Source organism: Oceaniovalibus guishaninsula JLT2003 (genome assembly GCF_000299575.1).
Classification (GTDB): Bacteria; Pseudomonadota; Alphaproteobacteria; order Rhodobacterales; family Rhodobacteraceae; genus Palleronia; species Palleronia guishaninsula.
Window position 1 is genome coordinate 183,535 of record NZ_AMGO01000052.1, and the last position, 22,461, is coordinate 205,995.

28 protein-coding genes are annotated in these 22,461 nt (G+C 70.5%); 3 read left to right on the plus strand and 25 right to left on the minus strand.

The window, feature by feature from the left end:
* Positions 1-53: 53 nt before the first annotated feature.
* A complete protein-coding gene (locus tag OCGS_RS12030) occupies positions 54-773 on the minus strand; it encodes an RNA methyltransferase (RefSeq protein WP_007427522.1) in 720 nt (239 codons plus the stop codon).
* A gap of 85 nt (positions 774-858) precedes the next feature.
* On the opposite strand from OCGS_RS12030, the gene OCGS_RS12035 reads away from it, so the two are divergent.
* Positions 859-1,476 (plus strand): thiamine phosphate synthase, encoded by a 618-nt coding sequence (locus OCGS_RS12035; protein WP_007427523.1) that lies wholly within the window; start codon positions 859-861, stop codon positions 1,474-1,476.
* Here the strand turns inward: OCGS_RS12035 and cysE are convergent.
* The 19 genes from cysE to OCGS_RS12130 form a co-directional block, all read right to left on the minus strand.
* Positions 1,467-2,276, minus strand: a complete 810-nt coding sequence (gene cysE / locus OCGS_RS12040) for a serine O-acetyltransferase (RefSeq protein ID WP_007427524.1) — start codon at positions 2,274-2,276, stop codon at positions 1,467-1,469. The two genes, OCGS_RS12035 and cysE, sit on opposite strands and share 10 nt — an antisense overlap.
* Positions 2,273-2,614 carry a DUF7742 family protein gene (locus tag OCGS_RS12045; protein ID WP_007427525.1) on the minus strand — a complete coding sequence of 114 codons (342 nt, stop codon included), beginning with the start codon at positions 2,612-2,614 and terminating at the stop codon, positions 2,273-2,275. The genes cysE and OCGS_RS12045 overlap by 4 nt, the downstream gene beginning before the upstream one ends.
* Positions 2,611-6,504 (minus strand): baseplate multidomain protein megatron, encoded by a 3,894-nt coding sequence (locus tag OCGS_RS12050; RefSeq protein ID WP_007427526.1) that lies wholly within the window; start codon positions 6,502-6,504, stop codon positions 2,611-2,613. Before OCGS_RS12050 ends, OCGS_RS12045 begins: the two co-directional genes overlap by 4 nt.
* Before the next feature lie 2 nt (positions 6,505-6,506).
* Positions 6,507-6,938: an NlpC/P60 family protein gene (locus OCGS_RS12055; RefSeq protein WP_007427527.1), complete on the minus strand. Its 432-nt coding sequence runs from the start codon at positions 6,936-6,938 to the stop codon at positions 6,507-6,509.
* Positions 6,935-7,822 (minus strand): DUF2163 domain-containing protein, encoded by an 888-nt coding sequence (locus tag OCGS_RS12060; RefSeq protein ID WP_007427528.1) that lies wholly within the window; start codon positions 7,820-7,822, stop codon positions 6,935-6,937. Before OCGS_RS12060 ends, OCGS_RS12055 begins: the two co-directional genes overlap by 4 nt.
* Positions 7,819-8,451 (minus strand): DUF2460 domain-containing protein, encoded by a 633-nt coding sequence (locus OCGS_RS12065; protein ID WP_007427529.1) that lies wholly within the window; start codon positions 8,449-8,451, stop codon positions 7,819-7,821. Before OCGS_RS12065 ends, OCGS_RS12060 begins: the two co-directional genes overlap by 4 nt.
* A gap of 57 nt (positions 8,452-8,508) precedes the next feature.
* Positions 8,509-9,168, minus strand: a complete 660-nt coding sequence (locus OCGS_RS12070; RefSeq protein ID WP_007427530.1) for a phage tail tape measure protein — start codon at positions 9,166-9,168, stop codon at positions 8,509-8,511.
* On the minus strand, positions 9,152-9,373 hold the full coding sequence (locus OCGS_RS12075) for a rcc01693 family protein (protein WP_007427531.1): 222 nt from the start codon (positions 9,371-9,373) through the stop codon (positions 9,152-9,154). Before OCGS_RS12075 ends, OCGS_RS12070 begins: the two co-directional genes overlap by 17 nt.
* Entirely contained in the window at positions 9,370-9,687 is a 318-nt protein-coding gene (locus OCGS_RS12080) for a gene transfer agent family protein (protein ID WP_007427532.1), read from the minus strand. Before OCGS_RS12080 ends, OCGS_RS12075 begins: the two co-directional genes overlap by 4 nt.
* Positions 9,684-10,097, minus strand: coding sequence for a phage major tail protein, TP901-1 family (locus OCGS_RS12085; protein ID WP_007427533.1), 414 nt, complete (start codon positions 10,095-10,097; stop codon positions 9,684-9,686). Before OCGS_RS12085 ends, OCGS_RS12080 begins: the two co-directional genes overlap by 4 nt.
* A gap of 21 nt (positions 10,098-10,118) precedes the next feature.
* Positions 10,119-10,529 carry a DUF3168 domain-containing protein gene (locus tag OCGS_RS12090; protein WP_007427534.1) on the minus strand — a complete coding sequence of 137 codons (411 nt, stop codon included), beginning with the start codon at positions 10,527-10,529 and terminating at the stop codon, positions 10,119-10,121.
* Positions 10,526-10,864, minus strand: a complete 339-nt coding sequence (locus OCGS_RS12095; protein ID WP_007427535.1) for a head-tail adaptor protein — start codon at positions 10,862-10,864, stop codon at positions 10,526-10,528. The genes OCGS_RS12090 and OCGS_RS12095 overlap by 4 nt, the downstream gene beginning before the upstream one ends.
* Positions 10,864-11,445: a head-tail connector protein gene (locus tag OCGS_RS12100; protein WP_007427536.1), complete on the minus strand. Its 582-nt coding sequence runs from the start codon at positions 11,443-11,445 to the stop codon at positions 10,864-10,866. The genes OCGS_RS12095 and OCGS_RS12100 overlap by 1 nt, the downstream gene beginning before the upstream one ends.
* Before the next feature lie 163 nt (positions 11,446-11,608).
* A complete protein-coding gene (locus tag OCGS_RS12105; RefSeq protein ID WP_007427537.1) occupies positions 11,609-12,796 on the minus strand; it encodes a phage major capsid protein in 1,188 nt (395 codons plus the stop codon).
* A 46-nt stretch (positions 12,797-12,842) separates the two neighbouring features.
* On the minus strand, positions 12,843-13,394 hold the full coding sequence (locus tag OCGS_RS12110) for an HK97 family phage prohead protease (protein ID WP_007427538.1): 552 nt from the start codon (positions 13,392-13,394) through the stop codon (positions 12,843-12,845).
* A gap of 75 nt (positions 13,395-13,469) precedes the next feature.
* Entirely contained in the window at positions 13,470-14,630 is a 1,161-nt protein-coding gene (locus OCGS_RS12115) for a phage portal protein (protein WP_007427539.1), read from the minus strand.
* 34 nt (positions 14,631-14,664) lie between these two features.
* Positions 14,665-16,011: a DNA-packaging protein gene (locus OCGS_RS12120; RefSeq protein ID WP_083848259.1), complete on the minus strand. Its 1,347-nt coding sequence runs from the start codon at positions 16,009-16,011 to the stop codon at positions 14,665-14,667.
* Positions 15,932-16,261, minus strand: a complete 330-nt coding sequence (locus tag OCGS_RS12125) for a hypothetical protein (protein ID WP_007427541.1) — start codon at positions 16,259-16,261, stop codon at positions 15,932-15,934. Before OCGS_RS12125 ends, OCGS_RS12120 begins: the two co-directional genes overlap by 80 nt.
* 190 nt (positions 16,262-16,451) lie before the next feature.
* The gene (locus OCGS_RS12130) at positions 16,452-17,081 is read right to left on the minus strand and encodes a LysE family translocator (protein ID WP_007427542.1); all 630 of its coding nucleotides are present in this window, start codon (positions 17,079-17,081) and stop codon (positions 16,452-16,454) included.
* Positions 17,082-17,278: 197 nt separating this feature from the next.
* Here OCGS_RS12130 and OCGS_RS12135 point away from each other — a divergent pair, with 197 nt between their 5' ends.
* Positions 17,279-18,355: a helix-turn-helix transcriptional regulator gene (locus tag OCGS_RS12135; RefSeq protein ID WP_007427543.1), complete on the plus strand. Its 1,077-nt coding sequence runs from the start codon at positions 17,279-17,281 to the stop codon at positions 18,353-18,355.
* On the opposite strand, the gene OCGS_RS12140 is transcribed toward OCGS_RS12135, so the two are convergent.
* Together OCGS_RS12140 and OCGS_RS15330 are read right to left on the minus strand one after the other, a co-directional pair.
* On the minus strand, positions 18,340-18,759 hold the full coding sequence (locus OCGS_RS12140) for a group III truncated hemoglobin (protein ID WP_007427544.1): 420 nt from the start codon (positions 18,757-18,759) through the stop codon (positions 18,340-18,342). The two genes, OCGS_RS12135 and OCGS_RS12140, sit on opposite strands and share 16 nt — an antisense overlap.
* Positions 18,756-18,911, minus strand: coding sequence for a hypothetical protein (locus OCGS_RS15330; protein ID WP_007427545.1), 156 nt, complete (start codon positions 18,909-18,911; stop codon positions 18,756-18,758). Before OCGS_RS15330 ends, OCGS_RS12140 begins: the two co-directional genes overlap by 4 nt.
* Positions 18,912-18,990: 79 nt before the next feature.
* On the opposite strand from OCGS_RS15330, the gene OCGS_RS12145 reads away from it, so the two are divergent.
* Complete coding sequence (locus OCGS_RS12145) at positions 18,991-19,428, plus strand: RrF2 family transcriptional regulator (protein WP_007427546.1); 438 nt, start codon at positions 18,991-18,993, stop codon at positions 19,426-19,428.
* Between the two features lie 59 nt (positions 19,429-19,487).
* Here OCGS_RS12145 and mltG read toward each other — a convergent pair whose 3' ends face one another.
* From mltG to OCGS_RS12160, 3 genes are all read right to left on the minus strand, one after another.
* The gene (mltG, locus tag OCGS_RS12150; RefSeq protein WP_007427547.1) at positions 19,488-20,639 is read right to left on the minus strand and encodes an endolytic transglycosylase MltG; all 1,152 of its coding nucleotides are present in this window, start codon (positions 20,637-20,639) and stop codon (positions 19,488-19,490) included.
* Complete coding sequence (gene fabF, locus OCGS_RS12155; protein ID WP_040610976.1) at positions 20,639-21,901, minus strand: beta-ketoacyl-ACP synthase II; 1,263 nt, start codon at positions 21,899-21,901, stop codon at positions 20,639-20,641. Before fabF ends, mltG begins: the two co-directional genes overlap by 1 nt.
* A gap of 180 nt (positions 21,902-22,081) precedes the next feature.
* On the minus strand, positions 22,082-22,321 hold the full coding sequence (locus OCGS_RS12160; RefSeq protein ID WP_007427549.1) for an acyl carrier protein: 240 nt from the start codon (positions 22,319-22,321) through the stop codon (positions 22,082-22,084).
* Positions 22,322-22,461 lie beyond the last annotated feature (140 nt).

Genomic DNA, 22,461 nt, shown 5'->3' on the forward strand with positions numbered 1-22,461 from the left:
GGGCCCCCCGTCAATCGCCGCGCAAGCTATGCGCGCGGGCCGGGGGCCGCAAGTCAGCCGCCATCGCCGTGCCGCCGCACCAATTGCCGCAGCGCGCCGTGCAGGATCGCCACGTCCCGCGTCGTCAGCGGCATCCGCGACCACAGGTTGCGCAGACCCGTCCGCATATGCGCGGCCTTGGCGGGCGGAAAGAAATACTGCGCCGCCTCCAGCCGGGCTTCCCATTGGCGCGCCAGATGCTCGACCTCAAGCACGGTCGCGCGCGGCTCGGACGGGGTGGCCGCCGGCGCGGCCTTCTGCCGCCGCCATTCGTATCCCATCAACAGGACGCATTGCGCCAGGTTCAGCGACGGAAAGTCGGGGTTGACCGGAACCGTGACGATGCCGGTGGCCAGCGCCACATCGTCGTTCTCCAACCCCGCGCGTTCCGGCCCGAACAGGATCGCGACCCGCTCGCCCCCGGCGCCGCGGTCCCGCGCCAGCGTCATCGCGCGCTGGGGGTCGTGCACGTCCTTGGTCAGATCGCGCGCCCGCGCGGTGGTGGCCAGCACATGAGCGCAATCGCCGATGGCCGATGGCAGATCGTCGTGGATCGTCGCCGTGTCCAGCACGCGCGACGCGCCGGCGGCCAAAGCCTCGGCGCGGGGGTTGGGCCAGCCGTCGCGGGGGGCCACGATCCGCATCTCGGTCAGCCCGAAATTGAGCATGGCGCGGGCGGCGGCACCGATATTCTCGCCCAGTTGAGGGCGCACGAGGACGAAGACAGGCTGCATGGCGCTTCGGCTGATAGGGGCCAAGGCGCCCGTGGTCAAACCCCGCATCGCCCGCTAGAACGCGGGCACGCCGAAGGGACACACGATGACCGACCGCCCGCAGATCTATCTTGTCACGCCGCCCGCGATCGACGCGGATTTCGGCGGCCGTCTATCGGCCACGCTCGATGCCGCGCCGGTCGCCTGCCTGCGCCTCGACCTCGCCACCCGCGACGAGGATACGTTGCTGCGCGCCGCCGACGCCCTGCGCGCCGTGACCGAACCGCGCGACGTGGCGCTCGTCATCGCCGATCATGTCGCGCTGTCGCAGCGGGCGGGGCTCGACGGGGTGCATCTGCGCGACGGGGCGCGCAATGTCCGCCATGCCCGCGCCGAACTGGGGCCGGACGCCATCGTCGGCGCCTTTTGCGGCACGTCGCGGCACGACGGAATGAACGCGGGCGAAGCGGGGGCCGATTACATCGCCTTCGGCCCGGTCGGCGGGGCGGCGCCCGGCGACGGAACGCTGGCAGACCGCGACCTTTTCGCCTGGTGGTCCGAGATGATCGAGCTGCCGGTCGTGGCCGAAGGCGGCTTCGACGCCGCCCTGCTCGCCGCCCTCGCCCCCTTCGCCGACTTCATCGCCCTGGGCGAGGAAGTCTGGCTATCCCCCGACCCCGCCGCCCGGCTGGCCGAACTGAACCGGGCGCTGGATCAGACCTGACCGTTCAGCAACTGGTCCATCGTCACGGATGGCTGCGAACAGCCCGCCTCTCCGACGATCCGCGCCGGAACGCCGGCGACCGTCTTGCAGGGCGGCACGTCCTCCAGCACCACGGACCCGGCGGCGATCCGGCAGCACGCGCCCACGCGAATATTGCCAAGCACCTTGGCCCCCGCCCCGATCAGCACGCCGTCGCCGATCTTGGGGTGGCGGTCCTCCTCCTCCTTGCCGGTCCCGCCCAGCGTCACCGAATGCAGCATCGACACGTTGTCGCCTACCACCGCCGTTTCGCCGATGACGATGGAATGGGCGTGGTCGATCATGATGCCGCGCCCGATCCGCGCGCCGGGATGGATGTCGATGCCGAACACCTCGCTCACCCGCATCTGGATGAAATAGGCCAGATCGCGGCGCCCTTTCAGCCACAGCCAGTGACCGATGCGATAGGCCTGCACCGCCTGCCATCCCTTGAAATAGACCAGGGGTTGCAGAAACCGGTGGCAGACCGGATCGCGCTCGAACGTAGCGACCAGATCGGCGCGGGCGGCATCGCCCAAAGCAGGGTCGTCGCCCAGCGCCTCGTCCGCGATCTCGCGCAGGATCTGCTCGGACATCTCGCCCGAGACCAGCTTGAGCGCCACGCGCGACGCGATGGCGCGTTCCAGCGTCGGATGATGCAGGACCGCCGAATGCATCAGCCCGCCCAGCAAAGGCTCGGCCTCGGCCGCGTCCTGCGCCTCGAGCCGGATGCGCGACCAGACAGGATCCAGCGTCGCGATGTTGCGGGCTTGCAGGGTCATGGGAAGGCTCCGGTCGGCGGCGTGTCACGACAATATAGACGCGAATCGCGCTGGCCGACACCCCCGGCGAAAGCGTCGAGACCTAGAGTCAGGCAGGCGCGCCATTCGGCGTCCTCCAGCGGCGGCTCGGCCGCGCAGCGCCGCCGCAACGCCGCCGCCGCGACCGACCCGTCCCCCCACAGCGGATGCACGCGACCCGTCGCGCGCCGCCACGTCCCCGCACGGGCCGCTTCCGCCAGGATGCGCCGCGCGACCCAGGCCCGGCGATGCGCGGGCTGGGCAAGGCAGGCACGCGCCAGCGCGATCAGGTCGCCCATCCGCGGCGCGCGCGCATTCATGGCAGATCGCGCACCCCGAACGGCCCCGGCCCGTAGGCTGTCGAGACCTGCGCGACCTCCAACCGCACGCCCGGCCCATCCGCCGCCCGGTCCGCCGCGCCGTAATGCCAGGCCGGACGGTCAGTTTCGACCTGCCGCAAAATCGCCCCGCCGCGCCGGATCCGCACCAGATACCGCTCGTCCTCCTCGCCCAGCGGCACGTCCAGCCCCAGCCAGCTATCGCCGCCGATCCGGGTGCGCCGAATCCATGTCACGTCCAGCCCGCCGCCAGCCTCGCGCACCCGCAAATGCACCGGCGCATAGGGGCGCAGCCCCGCGCCGGCAAACGCCCGCTCCTCCTCGACGAAAGCCGGATCGTCCAGCGGCCGCCCGGCGGGGCCGATGCGATAGTGCCGCGCCAGCCCGCGCGCGTCGGGCCGCAGGTCGATCTGCCGCACCGCCCGGTTCAGCAGCACCACGCGGCTGCCCGCGGGCCATTCGTCGGGCATCACCCCGTCCGTGCCCGCCTGCCCTCGCAGCCGCATCGACAGATCGAACGTGTCGCGCGCGACCAACTCCGCCTCGCGGAACTGAAACACCTCCCATATGTCATCCGCGCCGCCGCCGATCGCCATCGCGTTGGCCCCGGCCAGCAGCGCCGCGTCCTCGATCCGTTGCAGCGCGCCGCCGATCATGCGGACGCGCAGCGCCGGCCCGCGATCCCAGATGCCGGACGCCGCCCGATGCAGCGGCGTCTGCGTGACCCCGATCCGCGCCGAAACGGGCAGCGTGGCATCGAGGTCGTATCCCGATCCCGTTGCCGAACCGTAAACGGCCACCGATCCCGGCCAGGGCCGCGCCGCCGCCGCGACATGGGGCGCGTGGGGCGCCTCGGTCCCCCGCAACAGCGGCAGGTCCAGCAGCACCGGCAGCACCGGCACGGGTGCGGCATAGCGCGGCAGGCGCATGGCGCTTTCCGCCGTGTCGCTCGGCTCGTGCAGCCCCGGTTCGGTCCGCACCGCCTCGATCAGTTGCAGGCCGGCCTGTTCCACATGGTCGATCCGCCACAGACTGTCGCCCAGCGTCACCACGTCGCCCGCGCCCAGCCCCAGCCGCGAGGGCGGCAGCGCGAACCGCACACGGTCGCGCGCCACCCGCGCCTCGGCCAGCCAACGTTCGGTGATCGCGCGCCCTTCCGCCTGCGTCAGCACCAGCGGCAGATCGGACGCCGCCACCGCGAAACTGCGCTCGTCGGGAAAGACGGCCTCGGCGCTGCGCGTCTCAAACGACCCCCCTGCATCGGTATAGGTCAGCCGCAGCCGCCCCACCTTCTCGGCGTCGGGCAGGCGCACATGCTCGACATCGCCCTCCGTCTCGCCGCTGACGGCCACCTGGCCTGCGTCGATGGCCGCCACCGCCCGCCCCGTTCGCGACCGGAAGACCAGCGTTCCCGCCCGCTCGACCGCGTCGAACCCGTAGGCCAGCATCAGGGGCTGCAACGCCGCCCGGGCCGATTGCACGTCGCCCTGCACATAGCCACGCACCAGACCGTAAAGCCGACCAACATCGATCCCGCGCACGCCCGATTCCGCGCAGATCTCGCGCACCACCGATGCCAGCGCCCGGTTCGTCGCCCGCCCGGTGATCCAGTGTCCGCGATAGTAGTTGTCGGCATCCGACCACAGATCCGCGTTCCCGGGAAAATACGGATAGGGCCGCGCGTCCCAGGCCCAGACATGCGCGCGCGTCACGTCCACCATCGGCGCGCCGTAAACGTCCGACACCGGGTTGTTGGCCGGATCCGACCAGTGATCGAACGACGCGCGCAGGAACTGCATCTGCATCAGGTCGTCGCGCCGGCCGCTGGAATATTTCGGCAAACCCGATTCCGACGATTTCGGGTCCAGGAATTTGTTGGGCTCGTTCGCGCCCTTGTCGATGGCCGCACAGCCGATCTCGGTGAACCAGATCGGCTTCGATTGCGGCACCCAGGGCGTCGGGGTCGCCTTGCGCAGCCCGCGCGGTCGGTCGTGATGCGGATTGCTCCACCAGCCGACCAGATCCTTGTAGCGAAAGACCCAATCCTCGCCATGGGCGCCGTCCGCGATGGGCGTGCGGATCTGCGCAGCATCCTCGGCCGCCGATCCGTAATACCAGTCGAACCCCTCGCCGCCCGCGACGTTTGCGCGCAGATAATCGAGGTTGTGGACCGTCCCCCATCCCGCATCGGCATGGTCGTCGCCGTCCCGCCAATCGGCCAGCGGCATGTAATTGTCGATGCCGATGAAATCGATCGCCGGATCGGCCCAAAGCGGATCGAGGTGGAAGAACACGTCGCCCGATCCGTCCTGCGGGCGATAGCCGAAATATTCCGACCAGTCGGCCGCATAGCCGATCTTCACGTCCGGTCCCAGAATCGCGCGCACGTCCCGCGCCAGTTGCCGGAACGCCTCGACCGCCGGAAACCCGCCCGCATCGCGGATCTGCGTCAGCGAGCGCATCTCGGACCCGATGCAGAAACTGTCCACCCCGCCCGCCGCGGCACACAGATGCGCGTAATGCAGGATGAACCGGCGATAGCCGTCATCTGCCCCCCCGGTCCAGCGCACGCGCTGCCCCGTCACCGCAAAATCCGCGACGCGCGCCGTCCCGAAGAACGAAGCGACCTCGGCCGCCGCCGCCGCCGTGCCGTCGGGCGATCCCGCCTGCCCCGGCGCCTTCGACAGCGTGATCCGCCCCCGCCACGGCAGTTCCGGCTGGTGCGCGGCATCCGACCACGGATCGGCCAGGCCGTTGCCCGGCCCCTGCTCCATCAGCAGGAACGGATAGAACATCACCGCCTGCCCGGCCGCGCGCATCGCCGCGATGGCTTCCACCACCGACGCATCCGCAGGCGTGCCGCCGTATATCACGCCACCGTCACGGACCGGCACCGTGGCCGCGTCACGCCGCTTCAGCCCCGATACCGTCCAGGGCATCTCCTTGCCGTCGAACGCCGTCTGCTCGACCTTGGGCACGACCTTGCACGCTCCGCAGCGCAGATCGTCGCCGAACCACGACACGATCAGCGACACCGATCCGCAGCGGGGCAACTCCGCCCCCAGCGCGTCCAGCGAGGCCGCGAAGTCGGTCTTGCCGCCGGGGCTGTTGACGTTGACATAGGCCGACACGCCGGGCCGGTCCTCCAGCCGCACGCGCGTCGTGGCCAGCGCGTATTCGCCCGTGCCCGGCATCATTGCCACCGCCCGGACGCCTGCCGCCAGGTCGGGCGACGCACCGGCGGGTGCGGCCTGCTCGCCGCGCATCACCTCGAAGGTGAATTGGGGCACCCGGTTGCCGAAGGGCGCCAGATCCAGATCCTCGATCACCACATAGGCCAGCCCGCGATAGGCCGGCACGTTGCCCGTCCCCTCGACCGCCTCGATCTTCGCATCGGGCTGCTGGCGGTCGTCGCCCGGATGCAGGCGCAACTGCACCTCGTCGCGCCCGATCTCGCGGCCATCCGCCCAGATGCGCCCGATCCCGGCGACCTTGCCTTCGCAAAGGGCGATGGCCAGCGATACGCTGTATCCGTATTCGCGCACCTCGGGTCGCGACGGCGCGCCCTTGCCGCCGCCTTGCGTTTCGGACGATTCCAGAAACCGCGACGCCCAGATCACCTGACCGCCGACGCGCACCCGCCCGTGCAGCCGTGCGATGGGCGTGCCCTCGCCCGCGCCGGTCAGGCGGAAACGGTCGACGCGCCCGGTCTCGACCGCTTCGCTGCCCGCCCCCAGCAGGCTTTGATCGACGACGCGGCCCAGCGTGGCGCCTAGCGCCCGCCCGATCACGACCGAGCTCAGCCCCAGCACCCCGCCGCCCAGCGCACCGCCTGCCGCCGCCCCCACGGCCCCCAATACCAGTGTCGCCATGATCAGACCTCCTGCGGAAAGGCGAAGCGCGCCACGATGCGCCGCCGCCAGGGCGCGCCCAGCGCGCTTTCGATGACGCCATGCCCCGAATAGGCATGGACGAAGGTGGGCAGCTCGCCCGTTCCGGCGGCGATCCCCAGATGCTTGGCGACCCCGCCCTCGCGCATGCGGAACAGCAGCACGTCGCCCGGCGCGATGGGCCGGTCGTCGCAGGGCACCAGATGCCGCGCCGCCGCCCGCCAAAGCCGCTCCTCGCGCTGCGGCTCGGACCAGTCGGGCGTATAGGGCGGCATCGCGACAGGCTCGGCGCCCTGCAATTCGCGCCAGACCCCGCGGATCAGCCCCAGGCAATCGGCCCCGGCCCCCCGGCAGCTTGCCTGGTGAAGATAGGGCGTGCCGATCCAGCCGCGCGCCGCCGCCACGACGGCGCTCATTCGCGCAGGCTCCCGCCGTCATGCGTCGCGTCGCCGGCGGGATAGGCCATCAGCCAGTCCTCGGACGGCAGATGCGGAAAGCCGCGATGGTTGGCCATGTTGGCGAACTTGGCGCGGCATGTCTCCGCCCGCTTGTCGCAGCCCGCCTCCAGCCGCACCCGGTCGCCCGGCGCGATGCCGCCGCGTAGCGCGTCCCAGACCTCGATCCGCCGGGCCTCGCCCGTCCTGCGGTCGTTCTTCACCACCCGCACCTGCCCCGCGGACGCCCCCGTCAGCACCACCAGCCGCCCCTGCTCGAACCAGCGGTCCGCGAACCGCGCCAGCGCCGGCAGGATCAGCACCGCCCCCTCGACCGCATCGACGCTCACTTCCGCCGACAGATCGGCCCGCGTCAGATCGACCTTGCACGCGCCGTCCCCCAGAACCGCGCTGCATGCCGTCTGATAGACCCGCCCCTGCGGCTGGTTCAGCAGGTCGGTCAGTCCCCGCAATTCGGCCCGGAACGCCCCGCCGCTGCGCGCGATCTCGCCGATTTCGCCCTGGAACAGCCGCATCCGCTGCGCCGGATCGGCCCAGTTCACCAGCCACGCCGTCACCCCGGCCCCGTCATAGCGCCCCGCCGCGATGTCGGCCTCGGTCAGCCCGGCATCGCTCAGCACGCCCAGCGCCTCGGTATTGTCCACCGCCAGGCCCGTCGTCTGCTCGACCGCCCGCGCGCTCAGCCCGTCGCTGGCGCGAAAGGTCACGCCGCCAAAGGCCAGGTCGCAATCGTGATCGGTAAAGCCCAGCATCCGCCCGTCGCGCCGCGTCACCCGCCAGCAGCGCGCCAGGGTGGTCACGCCCCCCGCCAGATGCGCCGCCAGCCCCGCATCCAAACCGCTCATACCCGCACCTCGACGACCGGCACGTCGGGAATCTCGCCCGCCATGAATGTCGCGACCGAGACGCTCAGCCGGTCGGTGTCGAACCGCACCGGCACGTCGAACTCGAACCCCGCGGTGATCGCCGCGCCCGCCACCGGCGCGCGCACGAAGGTCACGAAGCCCGTCGCCGGATCGGCGGTGAAATCCGCGCCTTCGGCCTGCGGCACGCCCGCCACCGCGACCCTGACGCTGCCCGCGACGGGTTTCGTCACCGGGCGCAGATAATCCGACGCGCCGTCGCCATAGCGTTTCACCAGCCGGAACCGCCGCTCGGTGCCGTCGCCGGTGCCGATGGCCTGATCGCCCGCGCCCGGCACCGCCCCGCAGCCGCAGGACTTGTGATCGGCCCAGTCCTTCCAGCGGAACCCGTGCAACTGCCCGCGCCGCGCCTCGAAGAACGCGACCAGCCGCGCCACGTCGTCCAGCGACCGCAGCCCGCCGCCCGCGTCATAGCGCCTGCGCGAATGGGCCCAGGGCGTGTTGCGCTCCTCGAACCCGTTGGCCAGCGCCACGATCTCGGTCCGCCGCTCCGGTCCGCCGGCCGAGCCATAGCTCAGCGCGACGGGAAATCTCACCTCGTGAAAGGCCATTGCCGCACCTCCTGTCCGTCATTTCCGGCTCCGCGCATCCCCGCGCCGCCTTTCGCCTCAGCGGTTGCGCGATCCGCGCGACAGCGCGCGGCCCATCTGAGCCGCGATCTGGCTTTGCGACCGGCGGAATCCCTCGACATCCGGGGTCGAGATGTTCATCACCACGTTTACCCCCCCGCCACCGCCGCCAGCCGCCTGCACGCCCAGCTTGCCGTCGGGGCCGCGCCGCAGCGGCATGATCGCCTCGGGCCCCGCCTCGCCCATCAGGCCGGTGCCGCCGCGCATCGGAAACGCCACCGGCCCCGACACCACGCCGCCCGTGGCAAAGGGCATCACCCGCCCCTGCGCGAACGACCCGCCCTTGGCGAACGGCGTCAGCGCCCCCATCACCCCCTCGACCCCCTGGCTCAGCAGCCCGCCCAGGCCTTTGCTCACCGGCCCCATCGCGGCCTTGTAGGCGGCGCCGATCATCGACTGCGCCACGCCCTTCATCGCATCGCTCAGCTTCATGCCGTCGAAGATCAGCCCCTCCAACGACGCCTTCAGCCCCCGTCGGATGCCGTTGCTCAGCGCGCCGACCTCGCGGCCGGTGGCGCTGGCGCTCGATTGCATGGCGCGCAATTCGCCGTCGAAGGCGGCCAGCACCGCGCGCGCGCCGCCAAGGCTCTGCTCGAGCTGCACCAGATCGTCGTCCAGCGCCTCAATCTCGCGGTCCATCCTCGTCCTCCGTGCAGGTCTCGAAATCGGGAAACGCCGCCGACAGCTCGGCCAGCCGGTCGCGTCCCAGGGGGGCGGCCGCGATGCCGCTCCCCAGCATCAGCCGCAGCTCCATCGGCGTCAGCGCCCAGAACTCCGCCGGGCGTAGCCCCAGCCCGCCGATCCCGGCGCGCATCAGGGCGGGCCAGTCGAACCGCGCGCTCATTCGGCCGGGGCGAAGGCGCGCACCAGCAGCCGTGCCGCCACCCGCGCGGCCTCGGCCGGGCCGCCGCCGATCTCGGCGGTCAGCAGGTCGGCGGCCGTGCCCCGCCAGCCGCCGCCGCGCAGACCGGCCGCGACCAGCGCCAGCACGTCGCGCGCCGAATGGCGGCCGGTCTCGAACCGCTCGACCAGCTCGACCAGCGTGCCGGTGCCCAGGGCCGCCTCCAGCTCGGCCAGCGCGCCCAGCGTCAGCCGCGCCGTCAGCACCTCGCCGTTCAAGGTCAGCGCGACCTCTCCGGCCCAGGGGTTCGCGCTCATAGCGGCGCGAAGCTCAGCGCGCCCGCCGATGCCATCGACATCTCGAACGTCGCCTCGCCGTCATGCGCGCCCGCATATTCCAGCCCGGTGATCTGGAACGGCCCCTTGACCGTGCCGAAGCCCGGAATGACGATCTGGAACTCGGGCACCGCGCCGTCGAAGAAGACGCTGCGCGCCCGCGCATCCGTGCTTGCATCCTTGAAGATGCCCGACCCCGTCAGCGCCGCCGACTTGACGCCGGCACCTCCCAGCAATTCGCGCCAGCCCCCGGTGCTTTCCAGGCTGGTCACGTCCACGCTCTGCGCGTTGAAGGCCAGCCGCGTCGCGCGCAGCCCCGCCACCGTCTGGAACGTGCCGGTGCCGGTCATGTCCATCTTGATCAGAAGATCCCTGCCGTTCTGTGCCGCCATGTCGCCTGCTCCCGTATCCTGTCACTCGTCCATCACCTGCGCCCGAAAGCGCAGCTCGATCTCGCGCGCGGCACCGCCGCCGATCCGCCGGGCGCGCGCCCGCACGAACCACAGCCCCGCGATCCGTCCCCGCGGCAGGGGCGGCAATCCCGCCAGCAGCGCGTCGCAGATCGCCGCCGCCGCCTGCTTGGCCTGCCGGAAACCCGCCGCGTCGCTGACCACCCGCAGCGTGAAGTCGTGCCGCGCGCCGCCCGCGTCCTTGCAGCCCCGTTCGCGCACGTCCTCGTCGCCCAGCGTCACGTAAAGGCCGGGCACCGGGCCGGGCGGCACCGCGTCGTGGATCGCCCCGCCGGTCAGCGCCGCCACTGCCGGATCGGCCCTCAACGCCTGGAACACCGCCGCCTGAAGGGGGGCCGCCATCGCATAGGTCATGCCGCCACCTCCTCCTCGGCCAGGCAGGTCAGATAGCGGCCGGCGGGATCCGCCTCGCTCACCGCGTCGATGCGAAAGGCCCGCGCCCCGTCGCGGAACCGCTGGCCCGGCACCGGGCGGCGCGGCGATCCCTGCGGCGCGCCGCGCACCGTGATGCGCAGCCGCGTCCGGCCCAGCGCGATGCCGGGGGCCTGCCCGTCGCCGCCGCCCCGCAGCCGGACGTCCGCCCAAAGCACGCCCAGCGCCTCCCATGTCTCGACATGGCCGCCCGCGCCGTCCGCCGCCCCGAAGGGCGCCTCCAGCACCAGGGGCCGCGTCAGCGCCACGTCGCGCATCACACAAGCCCCCCCCAGATGCGGACCGGCCGCCAGGGCGCCAGCAGCGCCGCGACCGATCCGGGCAGCCCGTCGGCGCCCGCCCGCTCCTCGTAGATGGCGGCGGCCAGCGTCAGCGCGGCCAGCGCCAGATCGCCCGGCACGTCCGACCAGTCCGGCCCGAACCCAGCGACGAAGGCGATCTCGGCCCGCCCGCCCACCGGAATCCCCGGCAGCACGAAGCCGCGCGCCGCGATGCAGGGCCGCGCATGGTCCCGCTCGACGTGATAGCGGGCGGGATCCACCGTCTCGACCGCGCCCCCGACATCGACGATGCGCAAGGCCGTCACCGCCTCCAGCGGGGCGCGCATCAGCGACTGGCGCCCCAGATCGCGCCAGGCCGCCAGATGCTGCACGAATCCGCGCCGCACCAGCGCCCGCGCCGTCTGCGCCTCGATCCGGGCGAGGGCGGCGCGCAGGCACGCCTCCAGCACGCCGTCCTGCACGCCGTCGTCGGCGAAACCGCTGCCCAGCCGCAGATGGGCGCGCAGCGGCCCGATCGGCAGTGCGGCCTGCGGCACGTTGTCTTCCGTCAGATACATTCGGTCCTCCTGTCCTTGGATCCGCACCGCCCCGGCATCCCCGGATCCGGTGACGGGCACGCGCCCCCCGCCTCGCTCGGACGGAGGTGTAGCTGGACGATTAGGGGCCACGCGCGCCCGCCGGACGCCCGCCCGCGATGCGCGGAACGGACGCCCCCCGGCCCTAGCTGGCCGAGAACTTCATCAGCTTGATCGCCGCGAAGTCGCTGACATCGCCGCCGACGCGCTTGGTGGCATAGAACAGGACATGCGGCTTGGCGCTGAACGGATCGCGCAGGATGCGCAGGTCGGGCCGCTCGGCCACGGTATAGCCGGCGCGGAAGTCGCCGAAGGCGATGGCCAGCGCGCCGCCCGCGATGTCGGGCATGTCCTCGGCGATCAGCACGCCATAGCCCATCAGGCGCGCGGGTTCGCCCGCCGCCAGCCCGTCCGACCACAGGAACCGGCCGTCCGCGTCCTTCAGCTTGCGCACCACGCCCGCGGTCTTCGAGTTCATCACGAAGGTCGCATTAGCGCGGTATCGGGCGCCCAGCGCATAGACCAGATCGACAATGGCATCGGCGCTGGCGAAGCTGCCGTTGGCGCCGCTCGGAACATAGCCCAGCTTGCCCCAGGCCCAGCTCGCATTGGCGACGTTGGGATGCGCCAGGAACCCCTTGGGCTTGTCCGCGCCGTTGCCCTTGACGAACGCCTCGGCCTCGGCGCGGGCGAACTTGTCGGCGATGCGGTTGGCCAGCCACCCTTCCATGTCGAAGGCCGCGTCGTCCAGCAGGCGCTGGCTGGCCTTGGGCATGGCGTTCAGCTCGTGCAGCGGGATGACGATGCGGTCGAAGACCGGCGTGCCCGTCTCGGCCTGCGGCCCGGTCTCGCTGCCCCAGCCCGCACCCATATCGGTCGTGTCCACCAGCACGTCGAACGACGTGGCCTCGACATTGACGACATTGGCGACCGACCGGATCGACGCGCTGGAATAAAGCACGGCGCGGATCGTCTCGCTGGTCTGGCGGTCCACCAGGAACCCGCCATCGCCCGCGACGGCGGTGCTCATCGCCTTGCCCTCGGGCTCCAGCCCGCGGAACCCCTCGTCGTCGCCCGACCGCACATAGGCGGCGAACGCCTTGGCGTGCGGCACCTCCACCTCGGCGGCGGCGGCAAGTGCGGGGCGCCTGCCCGCGATCATCGTCTTACGGTCCAGCATGGTCATCCGCTCCTCGTGCTGTTGCATCTTCGTCTCGATCCCCTGGCGAAAGCCCTTCAGCTCGCCGACGAACTCGGCCAGCGCGGCCTTCATTTCGCCCTGGGCGTCGGGCGCACCTTCCCCGTCCGCCCGGTTCGTCCCGGTCGCATCCATCGCCATCCCTTTCGTTACTTGCCTCTCGTCCTAATCCCGCCGGGCGTCAGCCGCCCGCCAGATCCCGGCCGGCCTGCCGCAGCAGCGCCGCCATCCCGCGCAGGGGATCCGCCCCCTTCGCACCCGCCGAGGCGCCGATCCGGGCCTCGGGCAGCATCGGGAACGTCACCAGCGACACTTCCCAAAGCTCCAGCTCGTGCAGCACCCGGCGGCCCTGCGCGTCGCGGCTGGCGCGCTTGGCGCGATACCCGATCGACAGCCCGTCCAGCGCGCCCGCCGCGATCAGCGCCGCCGCCTCGCGGCCCCGCTTGATCTGGGTCAGGATGCGCCCCTTGACCCACAGGCCGCGCGCATCCTCGCGCACCTCGTCCCAGACGCCGATGGGCTGCGCGGGATCGTGCTGCCACAGCATCTTGACCCGCCCGCCGCGCGCCGAAAGCGCTGCCAGCGTCGCCGCATAGGCCCCCGCCGCCACCACATCGCGGCCCTGATCGGCCACCCCGAACAGCGACGCATATCCCGCCACGCCGGTGCCCTGTTCGTCCTCGATCACGCGCAGCGCCTCGCCGGCGCCGCAATATTTCCGTTCCAGTTCCATCGCCCACTCCCTCGGGATCGCCTCACCGGGGGGACGGCCCCGCATTGCGCCGCCCCCCGCCTGCACCGCCGCGGATCAGCCCCTTGCGGGCAGTCCCAGCAGCGCGCGCTTCTCGTCGTCCGACAGGAAGGCCGCGTCGGCCACGCGCCGCCACTGCGCCTCGCGCTCGACCCCCAGGGCGGGCACCAGATCCAGATCGACGCGCAGATCCAGATCCGTGCCGGCGAAGGTGCCCAGCCAATGCGCCAGCGCCGCCACCACGCGCCCCGCCATCGGCAGCACCGTCAGCCGATAGAAGGCTCGGTTCGCCTCGGCGTAATTGGCATAGGTGGCGTCGCCCGGTATCCCCAGCAGCATCGGCGGCACCCCGAAGGCCAGCGCGATCTCGCGCGCCGCCGCCTCCTTGGTTTTCTGGAACTCCATGTCCGAGGGCGAGAATCCCATCGGCTTCCAGTCCAGCCCCCCTTCCAGCAACATCGGCCGCCCGGCATTGCGCGCGCCCTGGTGATGCGCCTCCATCTCGGCCACCAGGCGGTCGTGCTGCTCGGGCGTCAGAACGCCGTCGCCGCCCTGGAACACGATCGCCCCCGAAGGCCGCGCCGCATTGTCCAGCAGCGCCCTGCTCCACCGCGACGCGGAATTGTGGACGTCCATCGCCGCCGCCGCCGCCTGCATCGGGCTCAGCCCGTAATGATCGTCCAGCGGATGAAAGCTGCGGACGTGACAAACCGGCGACAGCCCGTCGATGACGGCGAAACGATGCGCCCGCCCGCCGACACTGTAGTCATAGCCGACCGGCCAGCCATCCGCCCCCGGCACCACCGACATGCGGTCCGACCGCAGCACGTGCAGTTCCGCCGGCAGCCCGTCCTCGAACCCCACCGCCTCGACATAGCCGTCGCCCGACAGCAAAAGCTGCCCGTAAAGCGCCTCCAGCATCTCGGCGCGGCCCTGCCCGCCATTGGGCCGCGCGATCAGGCCCAGCGCGGGATGCGTCTCGACCCGCTCGCCGCGCTCGGTCAGCACCAGCGGCAGCGCCGCCGCCGCCTCGGCCAGCATCTTCACGCAGCGGAATCCGATGGGATTGCCCTGGAATCCGCTGCGCACCAGCGATGCCGTGTCGCGCGGGCTGAACGCCACCCGGCCCGACCCGCCATAGACGATCCCCGGCAGCGCCACGCGCCCCGCGGCGCTGGCCTTGCCCTGCATCGTGGCCTTCTTTCCAAATCCCAGCATCACAATCCCCCGCCCGATCGTTCCGAATATCCGCTCACAGCGACCGCACCCCCGGCCGCGCATCGCGCCGCAGCATCAGCTCGCTCAGCGCCCAGACCAGCGCATCCACCCGGTCGGGACTGCCCGCGCCCCGGAAACCGCCGACCGCCATCTGGCACATCTGCGCCTCCAGCGCCTGCAACCCGGCCAGATGCCACACCCGGTCCTGCTCATAGAGTGCGGCCACAGGCTCGGCCCGCGCCACCTTGCCATGCGACGCGTGAACGCCGCGGTAACTGACCGTGCGGTCCACCTGCCGCACGACCTGCTCGACCAGATCGCCGCCCTGGTTGACCTCGGCCACCAGCCGGTCCGCCCCGTGACGGCGATAGGCCGCGACCGCCGCCTCGGCCCAGGCGGCGGGCGACGCGCCCGCCACGCTGGCATCCTCCAGCACGACGCCGCGCCCTTCGGCCGTGACGCCGGCCACCACGATCCCGCAGGCATCGGCCCGCGCCCCGCCCGTCACCGGCGGATCGACCGCCACGACCACCCGCCGCAGCCCCGGCGCCGACCGGATGCGGCACAGATCCAGCATTGCACGCGTCCACAGCGCGCCCTCGACATCCTCCAGCAGCTCGCCCTCCAGCTCCTGCCGGCCCAGCCGCGTCTGCGCATAGCGCTGCATCACGTCCGCCAGGAAGCTGCCCGCCAGGTTCGCGCGGTTGGCTTCGGTCGGCGCATGGGTCCGCACCGTGCCCTCCGCCGCCAGCAGCCGCTTGAGCACCTCGACATTGCGCGGCGTCGTCGTCACGCATTGGCGCGGATCGTCGCCCAGCCGCAGGCAGAATTGCAGCATGTCCCAAGCCTCCTCGGCCCGCTTCCACTTCGCCAGTTCGTCCACCCAGGCCGCGTCGAATTGCGGCCCGCGCAACGACTCGGGGTCGTGCCCCGAATGGCAGGTCGCCACCGCGCCGTTGGGCCAGACCAGCCTGCGGCGCGACGCTTCCCAGACCGGGCGCCGATCGGGCGGCGAACAGGCCAGGATCCCGCTCTCGCCCATCACCATGACCTCGCGCACCTGCTCCAGCGTCTCGCCCACCAGCGCCACCCGCCGCGCCCGGCCCGGATCGAGGGGGCGCGCCCCCTCGACCATGGACCGCACCCATTCGGCGCCCGCGCGCGTCTTGCCGGCGCCCCGTCCCCCCAGGATCACCCAGGACCGCCAGTCGCCCTCGGGCGGCATCTGGTGCGGCATCGCCCAGAATTCGAACAGGTAGGGAAGCGCCAGCAGCGCCCCCTCGCTCAGATTGTCCAGGAACTCAGCCCGCACCGCGCGTGGCGCGCAGGCGATCCAGTCGGCGCGCGATCTCGGTCCGGGCCGCGTCGAAGTCGATGGCATAGTCGCCGACGATGCCGCGCTGCTTGCGTCGTAGGTCCTCAACCCGCTTCCTTTCGTCGTAAAGCGTCTGCACCGCCCGCCGATAGGCGGTCAGCACGCGCTTCGTTTCCGTTTCGGGCAGATCGTCCCGGTCGCGGACGCACTGGATGAGGATTTCCATTTCCCCCAGAACGTCGCGATAATGGATCTCCGCCATTTCCAGCAGCGTCTCGGAATCCCTCTCGTCGTCCGATAGCCTTGTGACCGTCATGCCTGCCCCACCCCCAGTTTGGCCTCCGGTCGAGAGAAGCGTCCGAAACCCGTCCGCCCCTTCCAGCACCGCCAACACTAGCCTCGCGGGGTTAAAGCCGCGGACAACCGGCGCGCGGTGACGGCGCGGGCGGATTGGACAGTCGTGACAGGGGGTTGGCGGGGAGGGTTAACGAGGGGTTAACCGTCAGTCAGAGAAACAGGATCGGCACCGCCGCCAATGCCAGCAGGCCGACCAGCATCAGATCCAGCCCGCGCACGATCATGGGCGCCGTCAGCCACCGCGCGCCCTGCTGACCGACGACCAGCCAGATCCCCGCCCCGACCAGCACGCAGGGAAACGCGACGGCCGCGAAGGACATTGCATGCCCCACCTCGTTCACGTCGGGCGTGCAGAAGATCGCGGCGGCGGCGAACCCCGTCACCCAGACCTTCGGATTGCAGAACTGGAACCCGATGCCGTCCACGACCTGCCCCGGCCGCGACCGCGCCTTGCCGGTGACGGCCCCGCCCTTCGCTTGCAGCGGGGCCTTCCGGCGCAGGATGCGGATCGTGAACCACGCCAGAAAAACGATGGCGATCCACTGCGCGACCTCGATCACCATCGGATCGAGCGACGCGACCCATCGCATCCCGGCCGCCGTCACGCCTTTGGCCGCGGCATTGCCGATGCCGAATCCCAGCAGGACAGGCAGGCCGGCCCGCACCCCGTAACGCGATCCGACCGACAGCATCAGCACCGCGTTCGGCCCCGGAAAGGCGGTGGTCGCGAACATGAACCCCACCATCGCCGGGTCGATCACGCCAAGAAGGTCTTGCATGGATCCCCCCACGACCGAGGGCCAAAGACACGCGCACAATCGCAGCCTGTCCAGTCCCGGCCGGGATGCGCCATACCCGTTTGGTATCAGACGAAAATAAATCGAGCGCGAGCGAGCCGAATGGCCTATGGTTGCAGAAGCGACTGCCCTAACGTCAACCTCGACGGGAAGAATCCTGTTAACGAAGGACAGGCACGATGACCGGCATGGACGCGATCGCAGCGGTTCAAAATGCCGCGTGGGACATCGTAGAGGGCGCCGAGGACGCGGGCGCCGCGCTGGAAACGATGTGCCAGGCCATCGGTCGGGTGCGCAGCGTCGCGACCTACAACGATCCCGAAAACGGCCAGATGGTCTTCAGCGGCCACACCCGGACCGATCCCGACCTTCTGGCCTTGGTGCAGCAACGGTTCGCCACCGCCGAAACCAGCCCCCAAGCCGAAATGCTGCCGAGGATGGAGCCGGGCAAGTTCGACCATTTCGGCCGCTACATCGACCGCGCCTATCTTCAGACGACCGAGTATTACAACGACTTCTGGCTGCCCAGCGGCGTCGGCGAGGCGGGTGCGATTTCCTGTCCTTCGACAGACGGGCGGTTCGCCTTCGCGACCCTGGGCTGCTACACGGGCCGCGACTGGCTCGACCCGGAAGAAGAAAGGGCCGTGCAGGCGATGCTGTCCTGCGTCACCCGCGCCATGCGCGTGCGGGTCCGCTTCGCCAAGGCCGCCGCCCTGGCGCGGCTCGACGGCGCCGAACCCGATCCCGCCTTCCTGATCGACCTGTCCGGCCGCCTGCTGCTGTCGAACGCCGCCGCCACCGCTGCCCTGAGTAGGGGGGTGTTGACCGCGAGGGGCCAAATGCTTAAACCGCGCGATCCCGTGACGGCAGCCGAATATGCCGACCAGTTGACGCGCATGGTCGCGGCCCGCGAACCCGCGCCTGTCATCCTCCGCGACGGCCCCCGCTATGCCAACTTGACGTTCGAGGCCGGACCGTCCTATCGCGACGACCGCACCATCGTAGTCGGCCTGCGCGCTGCCCGCCCGCTCGACTGGACCGCCCGTGCCGCGCAGCGGCATCTCGGCCTGACGGCGCGGGAAGCCGACATCGTGCTGCGTCTGGCGCAAGGCGCCACGACCGCCGCCATCGCCGCCGATACCGGCCTGACGCTCGGATCGGTGCAGCTCAACCTCAAACGCAGCTTCGCCAAGACCGATACCCACGCCCAGGCCGAACTGGTGCAACTGATCCTCACCGGTCACGCACCGTGTTGAACGGCCGTCCGCTCCTCACAAAACCGGCACCCCGCCCCCGTCGGCAGCCCGTAACTCAACCCCCGTCCGATCCGATGGGACATGGCCGACCAGGTCTGCGCCAGCGTCAGGGGCAGTTCTTCCTCCAGCGTGGCGTCGAACAGCCTCAGCCAGATCGGGAAATGCTCGGCCCTGACATTGCCGGCCGCCGCGTGGACCTGCATCGGGTTGCCGTCATAGCTGCGTTCCAGCAGCAGCGCGTTGCGCCAGAACCGCGCGATCTTGGCCTCGTGCGACGGCCAGTCGGCGACATGCGCGGCAAAGACCGGCCCCAGATCCGGGTCGCGGCGGACACGGGCATAGAACCGGGCGACCACACGGTCGATCTCGGCCGGGGTGACGGGAATGCGCGGCGGGACGGTCACGTGACGACGATCACCACGACGATCAGGCTGACGACCAGATAGACCAGCGTATTGACGAACCAGCGGATCAGCGCCGCCTCGCCCTCGGGGTCCACGCCCAGACGCTCGCATACCTTGGTTCCGGGCCACAGGAACGCTTCGGACAGTTTCATGGCATCGCCCCCAAACAGGTATCGCGGATGCGGATTTATAAGCCTTCCAATTCCGCATTGCAAATGCCAATTATGCACCATGCAGCTCGACAAGTTCACCGACTACGCCCTTCGCGTCCTGATGACCCTCGCGGTCGGCGCCCCGGCCCGCATCCCCGCCAGCGACATCGCGGCGCGGTTCGGCATATCCGAGAATCATCTGGCCAAGGTCGCGACCGAACTCGTGCGTCAGGGGTTCGTCACCTCGGAACGCGGTCGCGGCGGCGGCCTGACCCTGGCGCGCCCCGCCGCCGACATCCGCATCGGCCAGGTCGTGCGCGCCCTGCGCCGCGACGATCCGGTGGTCGAATGTTTCGGGTCGGACAGATCGTGCCGCATCCTGCCCGCCTGCGGCCTGCGCGGTCCCCTCGCCGACGCGCGCGAGGCGTTCTTCGCCACCCTCGACGCCTACACGCTGGCCGATGTGACCCGCCCCCGCCGCGCCCTGGCGGCGCTGCTGGACCTGCCGCCGCGCTGACGGGCCGAATTGTACGTTTCGGCGTCCGAACTGTACAAATTGTACGTTTCGCGCCGACGCTACTGCCCGGCGCGCTGCGCCTCCAGCGCCCGCCAGCGCGCCACATTGGCGTTGTGTTCGTCCAACGTGCGCGCGAAGGCATGCCCGCCCGACCCGTCCGCCACGAAGTAAAGCAGGTCCGTTTCGGGCGGATTGACCGCCGCCTCAAGGCTCGCCAGCCCTGGATTGGCGATGGGACCGGGCGGCAAGCCATTGATGACATAGGTATTATAGGGCGTGGGCCGGTCCAGCTCGCTGCGCCGCAGCCCGCGCCCCAGCACGCCCTCGCCATTCGTCACGCCATAGATCACGGTCGGATCCGTCTGCAACCGCATCCCAGCGTTCAGCCGATTGACGAACACGCTCGCCACCGTGCCCCGCTCGTCGGGAATCCCGGTTTCCTTCTCGATGATCGACGCCAGCGTCAGCACGTCCTCGGGCGTCTCGATCGGCAGGTCGGCGGCCCGGTTGCGCCACACGGCTTCCAGACGGGCCTCCTGCAACGCCTTCATCTTGTTCAGCAATTCCCCCCGCTCGTCGCCAGGTCGCACCTCATAGCTGTCGGGCGCCAGCATCCCCTCGGGCGGCACGGCCTCGACCTCGCCGGTCAGGAAATCGGCCGCCTTCAGCGCATCGACCACCTGCCAGCTCGTCACGCCCTCGGCCAGTGCGATGCGGTAACGGGTATCTGTCGCGTCCCTGACATCGCGGTATTCCGTTGGCGGCTCGTCCGCCGGATCGAACGCCGTCACCTCGCCGTAACTGCCCGTCGCCGGATCGAAATCGCGCACCTGCACCTCGCGCGCATTGACCCCGATTCGATAGACCACCTCTGTCCCGCAGGTCGATTGCCCTCCCCGCGTGATGATATCCAGGATCTCGGCCATTGACGCGCCTTCGGGCACAAGGAAGCTGCCGGCCTTCAGATCGGCTGATTTTTCCTTGTAATTCGCACCGATACGATAGATCGCGCCGCTGCTGACGGCACCCTGCGCCTCCAGATCCTCGGACACCCGGCGCATCGACGATCCCGGCGCGACCTTGACGCAGATCGCCGTTTCCAGCGGCCCGGCCGTGTCGAACTGGCGCACGCCCCAGGCGATGGCACCGCCCACGACGGCCAGCGCCACGATCAGCAGCGTCAGCCCGTTCGAGGCGACGTGCCGCCACATCAGCCGTCGACCCGCCGCAGGATCAGCACCGCGTTCGTTCCGCCGAAGCCGAAGGAATTGCTGAGCACCGTGTCGATCCGCCGCTCGACCTTGGCCTTGGGCGCAAGGTCGATCACCGCATCCTCGGGCGGCGTTTCCAGGTTCAGCGTGGGCGGCGCCACGTTGTCACGGATGGCCAGCGTGCCGAAGATCGCCTCGACCGCGCCCGCGGCACCCAGCAGATGCCCGATGGACGACTTGGTGGACGACATCGTGGCCTTGGCGGCCGCATCGCCAAGCACCCGCTGCACCGCCCCCATCTCGATCGTGTCGGCCATGGTCGAGGTGCCGTGCGCGTTGACATAGTCGATCTCGTCCGCCCGGATCCCCGCCCGCGCGATGGCGGCCCGCATCGCGCGTTCGGCGCCTTCGTGATCGGGCGGCGGCGCGGTGATGTGATAGGCGTCGCCCGACAGGCCGTAACCGATCACCTCGGCATAGATGGTCGCGCCGCGGGCCTTGGCGCGTTCGTATTCCTCCAGGACGACGACGCCCGCGCCCTCGCCCATCACGAACCCGTCGCGGTCGGCGTCCCACGGGCGGCTCGCCCGCTGCGGATCGTCTTTATGCTGCGTGCTCAAGGCCTTGCAGGCGTTGAATCCGGCAATGCCGATTTCGCTGATGGGGCTTTCCGCGCCGCCCGCGACCATCACGTCGGCATCTTCCCACTGGATCAGCCGCGCGGCGTCGCCGATGGCATGGGCGCCGGTGGAACAGGCGGTGACGGGCGCGTGGTTCGGCCCCTTGAAACCGTGGCGGATCCCAACCTGCCCGCTGACGAGGTTGATCAACGCGCCCGGAATGAAGAACGGCGACACCCGCCGCGGCCCGCGTTCCTTCAGCACCACCGCCGTCTCGGCGATGCTTTGCAGACCGCCGATGCCCGATCCGATCATCACCCCGACGCGCAGCTTTTCTTCCGGGGTCAGGTCGCCCAGCCCGGCATCGGCGATGGCCTGTTCGGCGGCCGCCATCCCGTAGAGGATGAAATCGTCGACCTTGCGCCGCTCTTTCGGCTCCATCCAGTCGTCGGCGTTGAACGTCCCGTCCGATCCGTCGCCCAGGGGGATTTCGCAGGCATAGTCGGTCGCCAGATGCGATGCGTCGAACCGGGTGATCCTTCCGGCGCCCGATTGTCCGGCCAGAAGCCGCGTCCATGTGGCCTCGACCCCGCTGGCCAGAGGAGAGACCATGCCAAGTCCGGTGATGACAACTCGCCGCATACCGCGCCCCATGTTTCCGCCTGTCGCCCGCTGATACACGCCGCGAACCGGCGAGGAAAGGCCGCGAAACCGCCCGGTCGGCGGTTATCCGGCACGAAACCCGCCGCCGCAACGCGGAACGGCGCGCCCTTGAAAGGCGCGCCGTCGGGTCGTCGTAGGGTCGTCGCCGGGGCGAAGGCCTCAGACGGCGTCCTTGATGAACTTCACGGCATCGCCGAACGTCTGGATCGTTTCGGCGGCGTCGTCGGGGATCTCGATGCCGAACTCCTCCTCGAAGGCCATGACCAGCTCGACCGTATCGAGGCTGTCGGCACCCAGGTCGTCGATGAACGACGCGTTCTCCGTCACCTTTTCCTCGTCCACGCTCAGATGCTCGACCACGATCTTCCGAACGCGCGTTGCGATGTCGCTCTCGCTCATGTGTCTTCCTTTGTTCTTCGGGCGACATGCCCGCTTCCTGTCAGGCCCCAAGGCCGTTTCGCTTCCGTCCGGGGATGGAACGCGCCGAGGGGACGCGGGTGTTCCGGGCGCCCCGAAAATGTGCGCCGCTCATACCATAT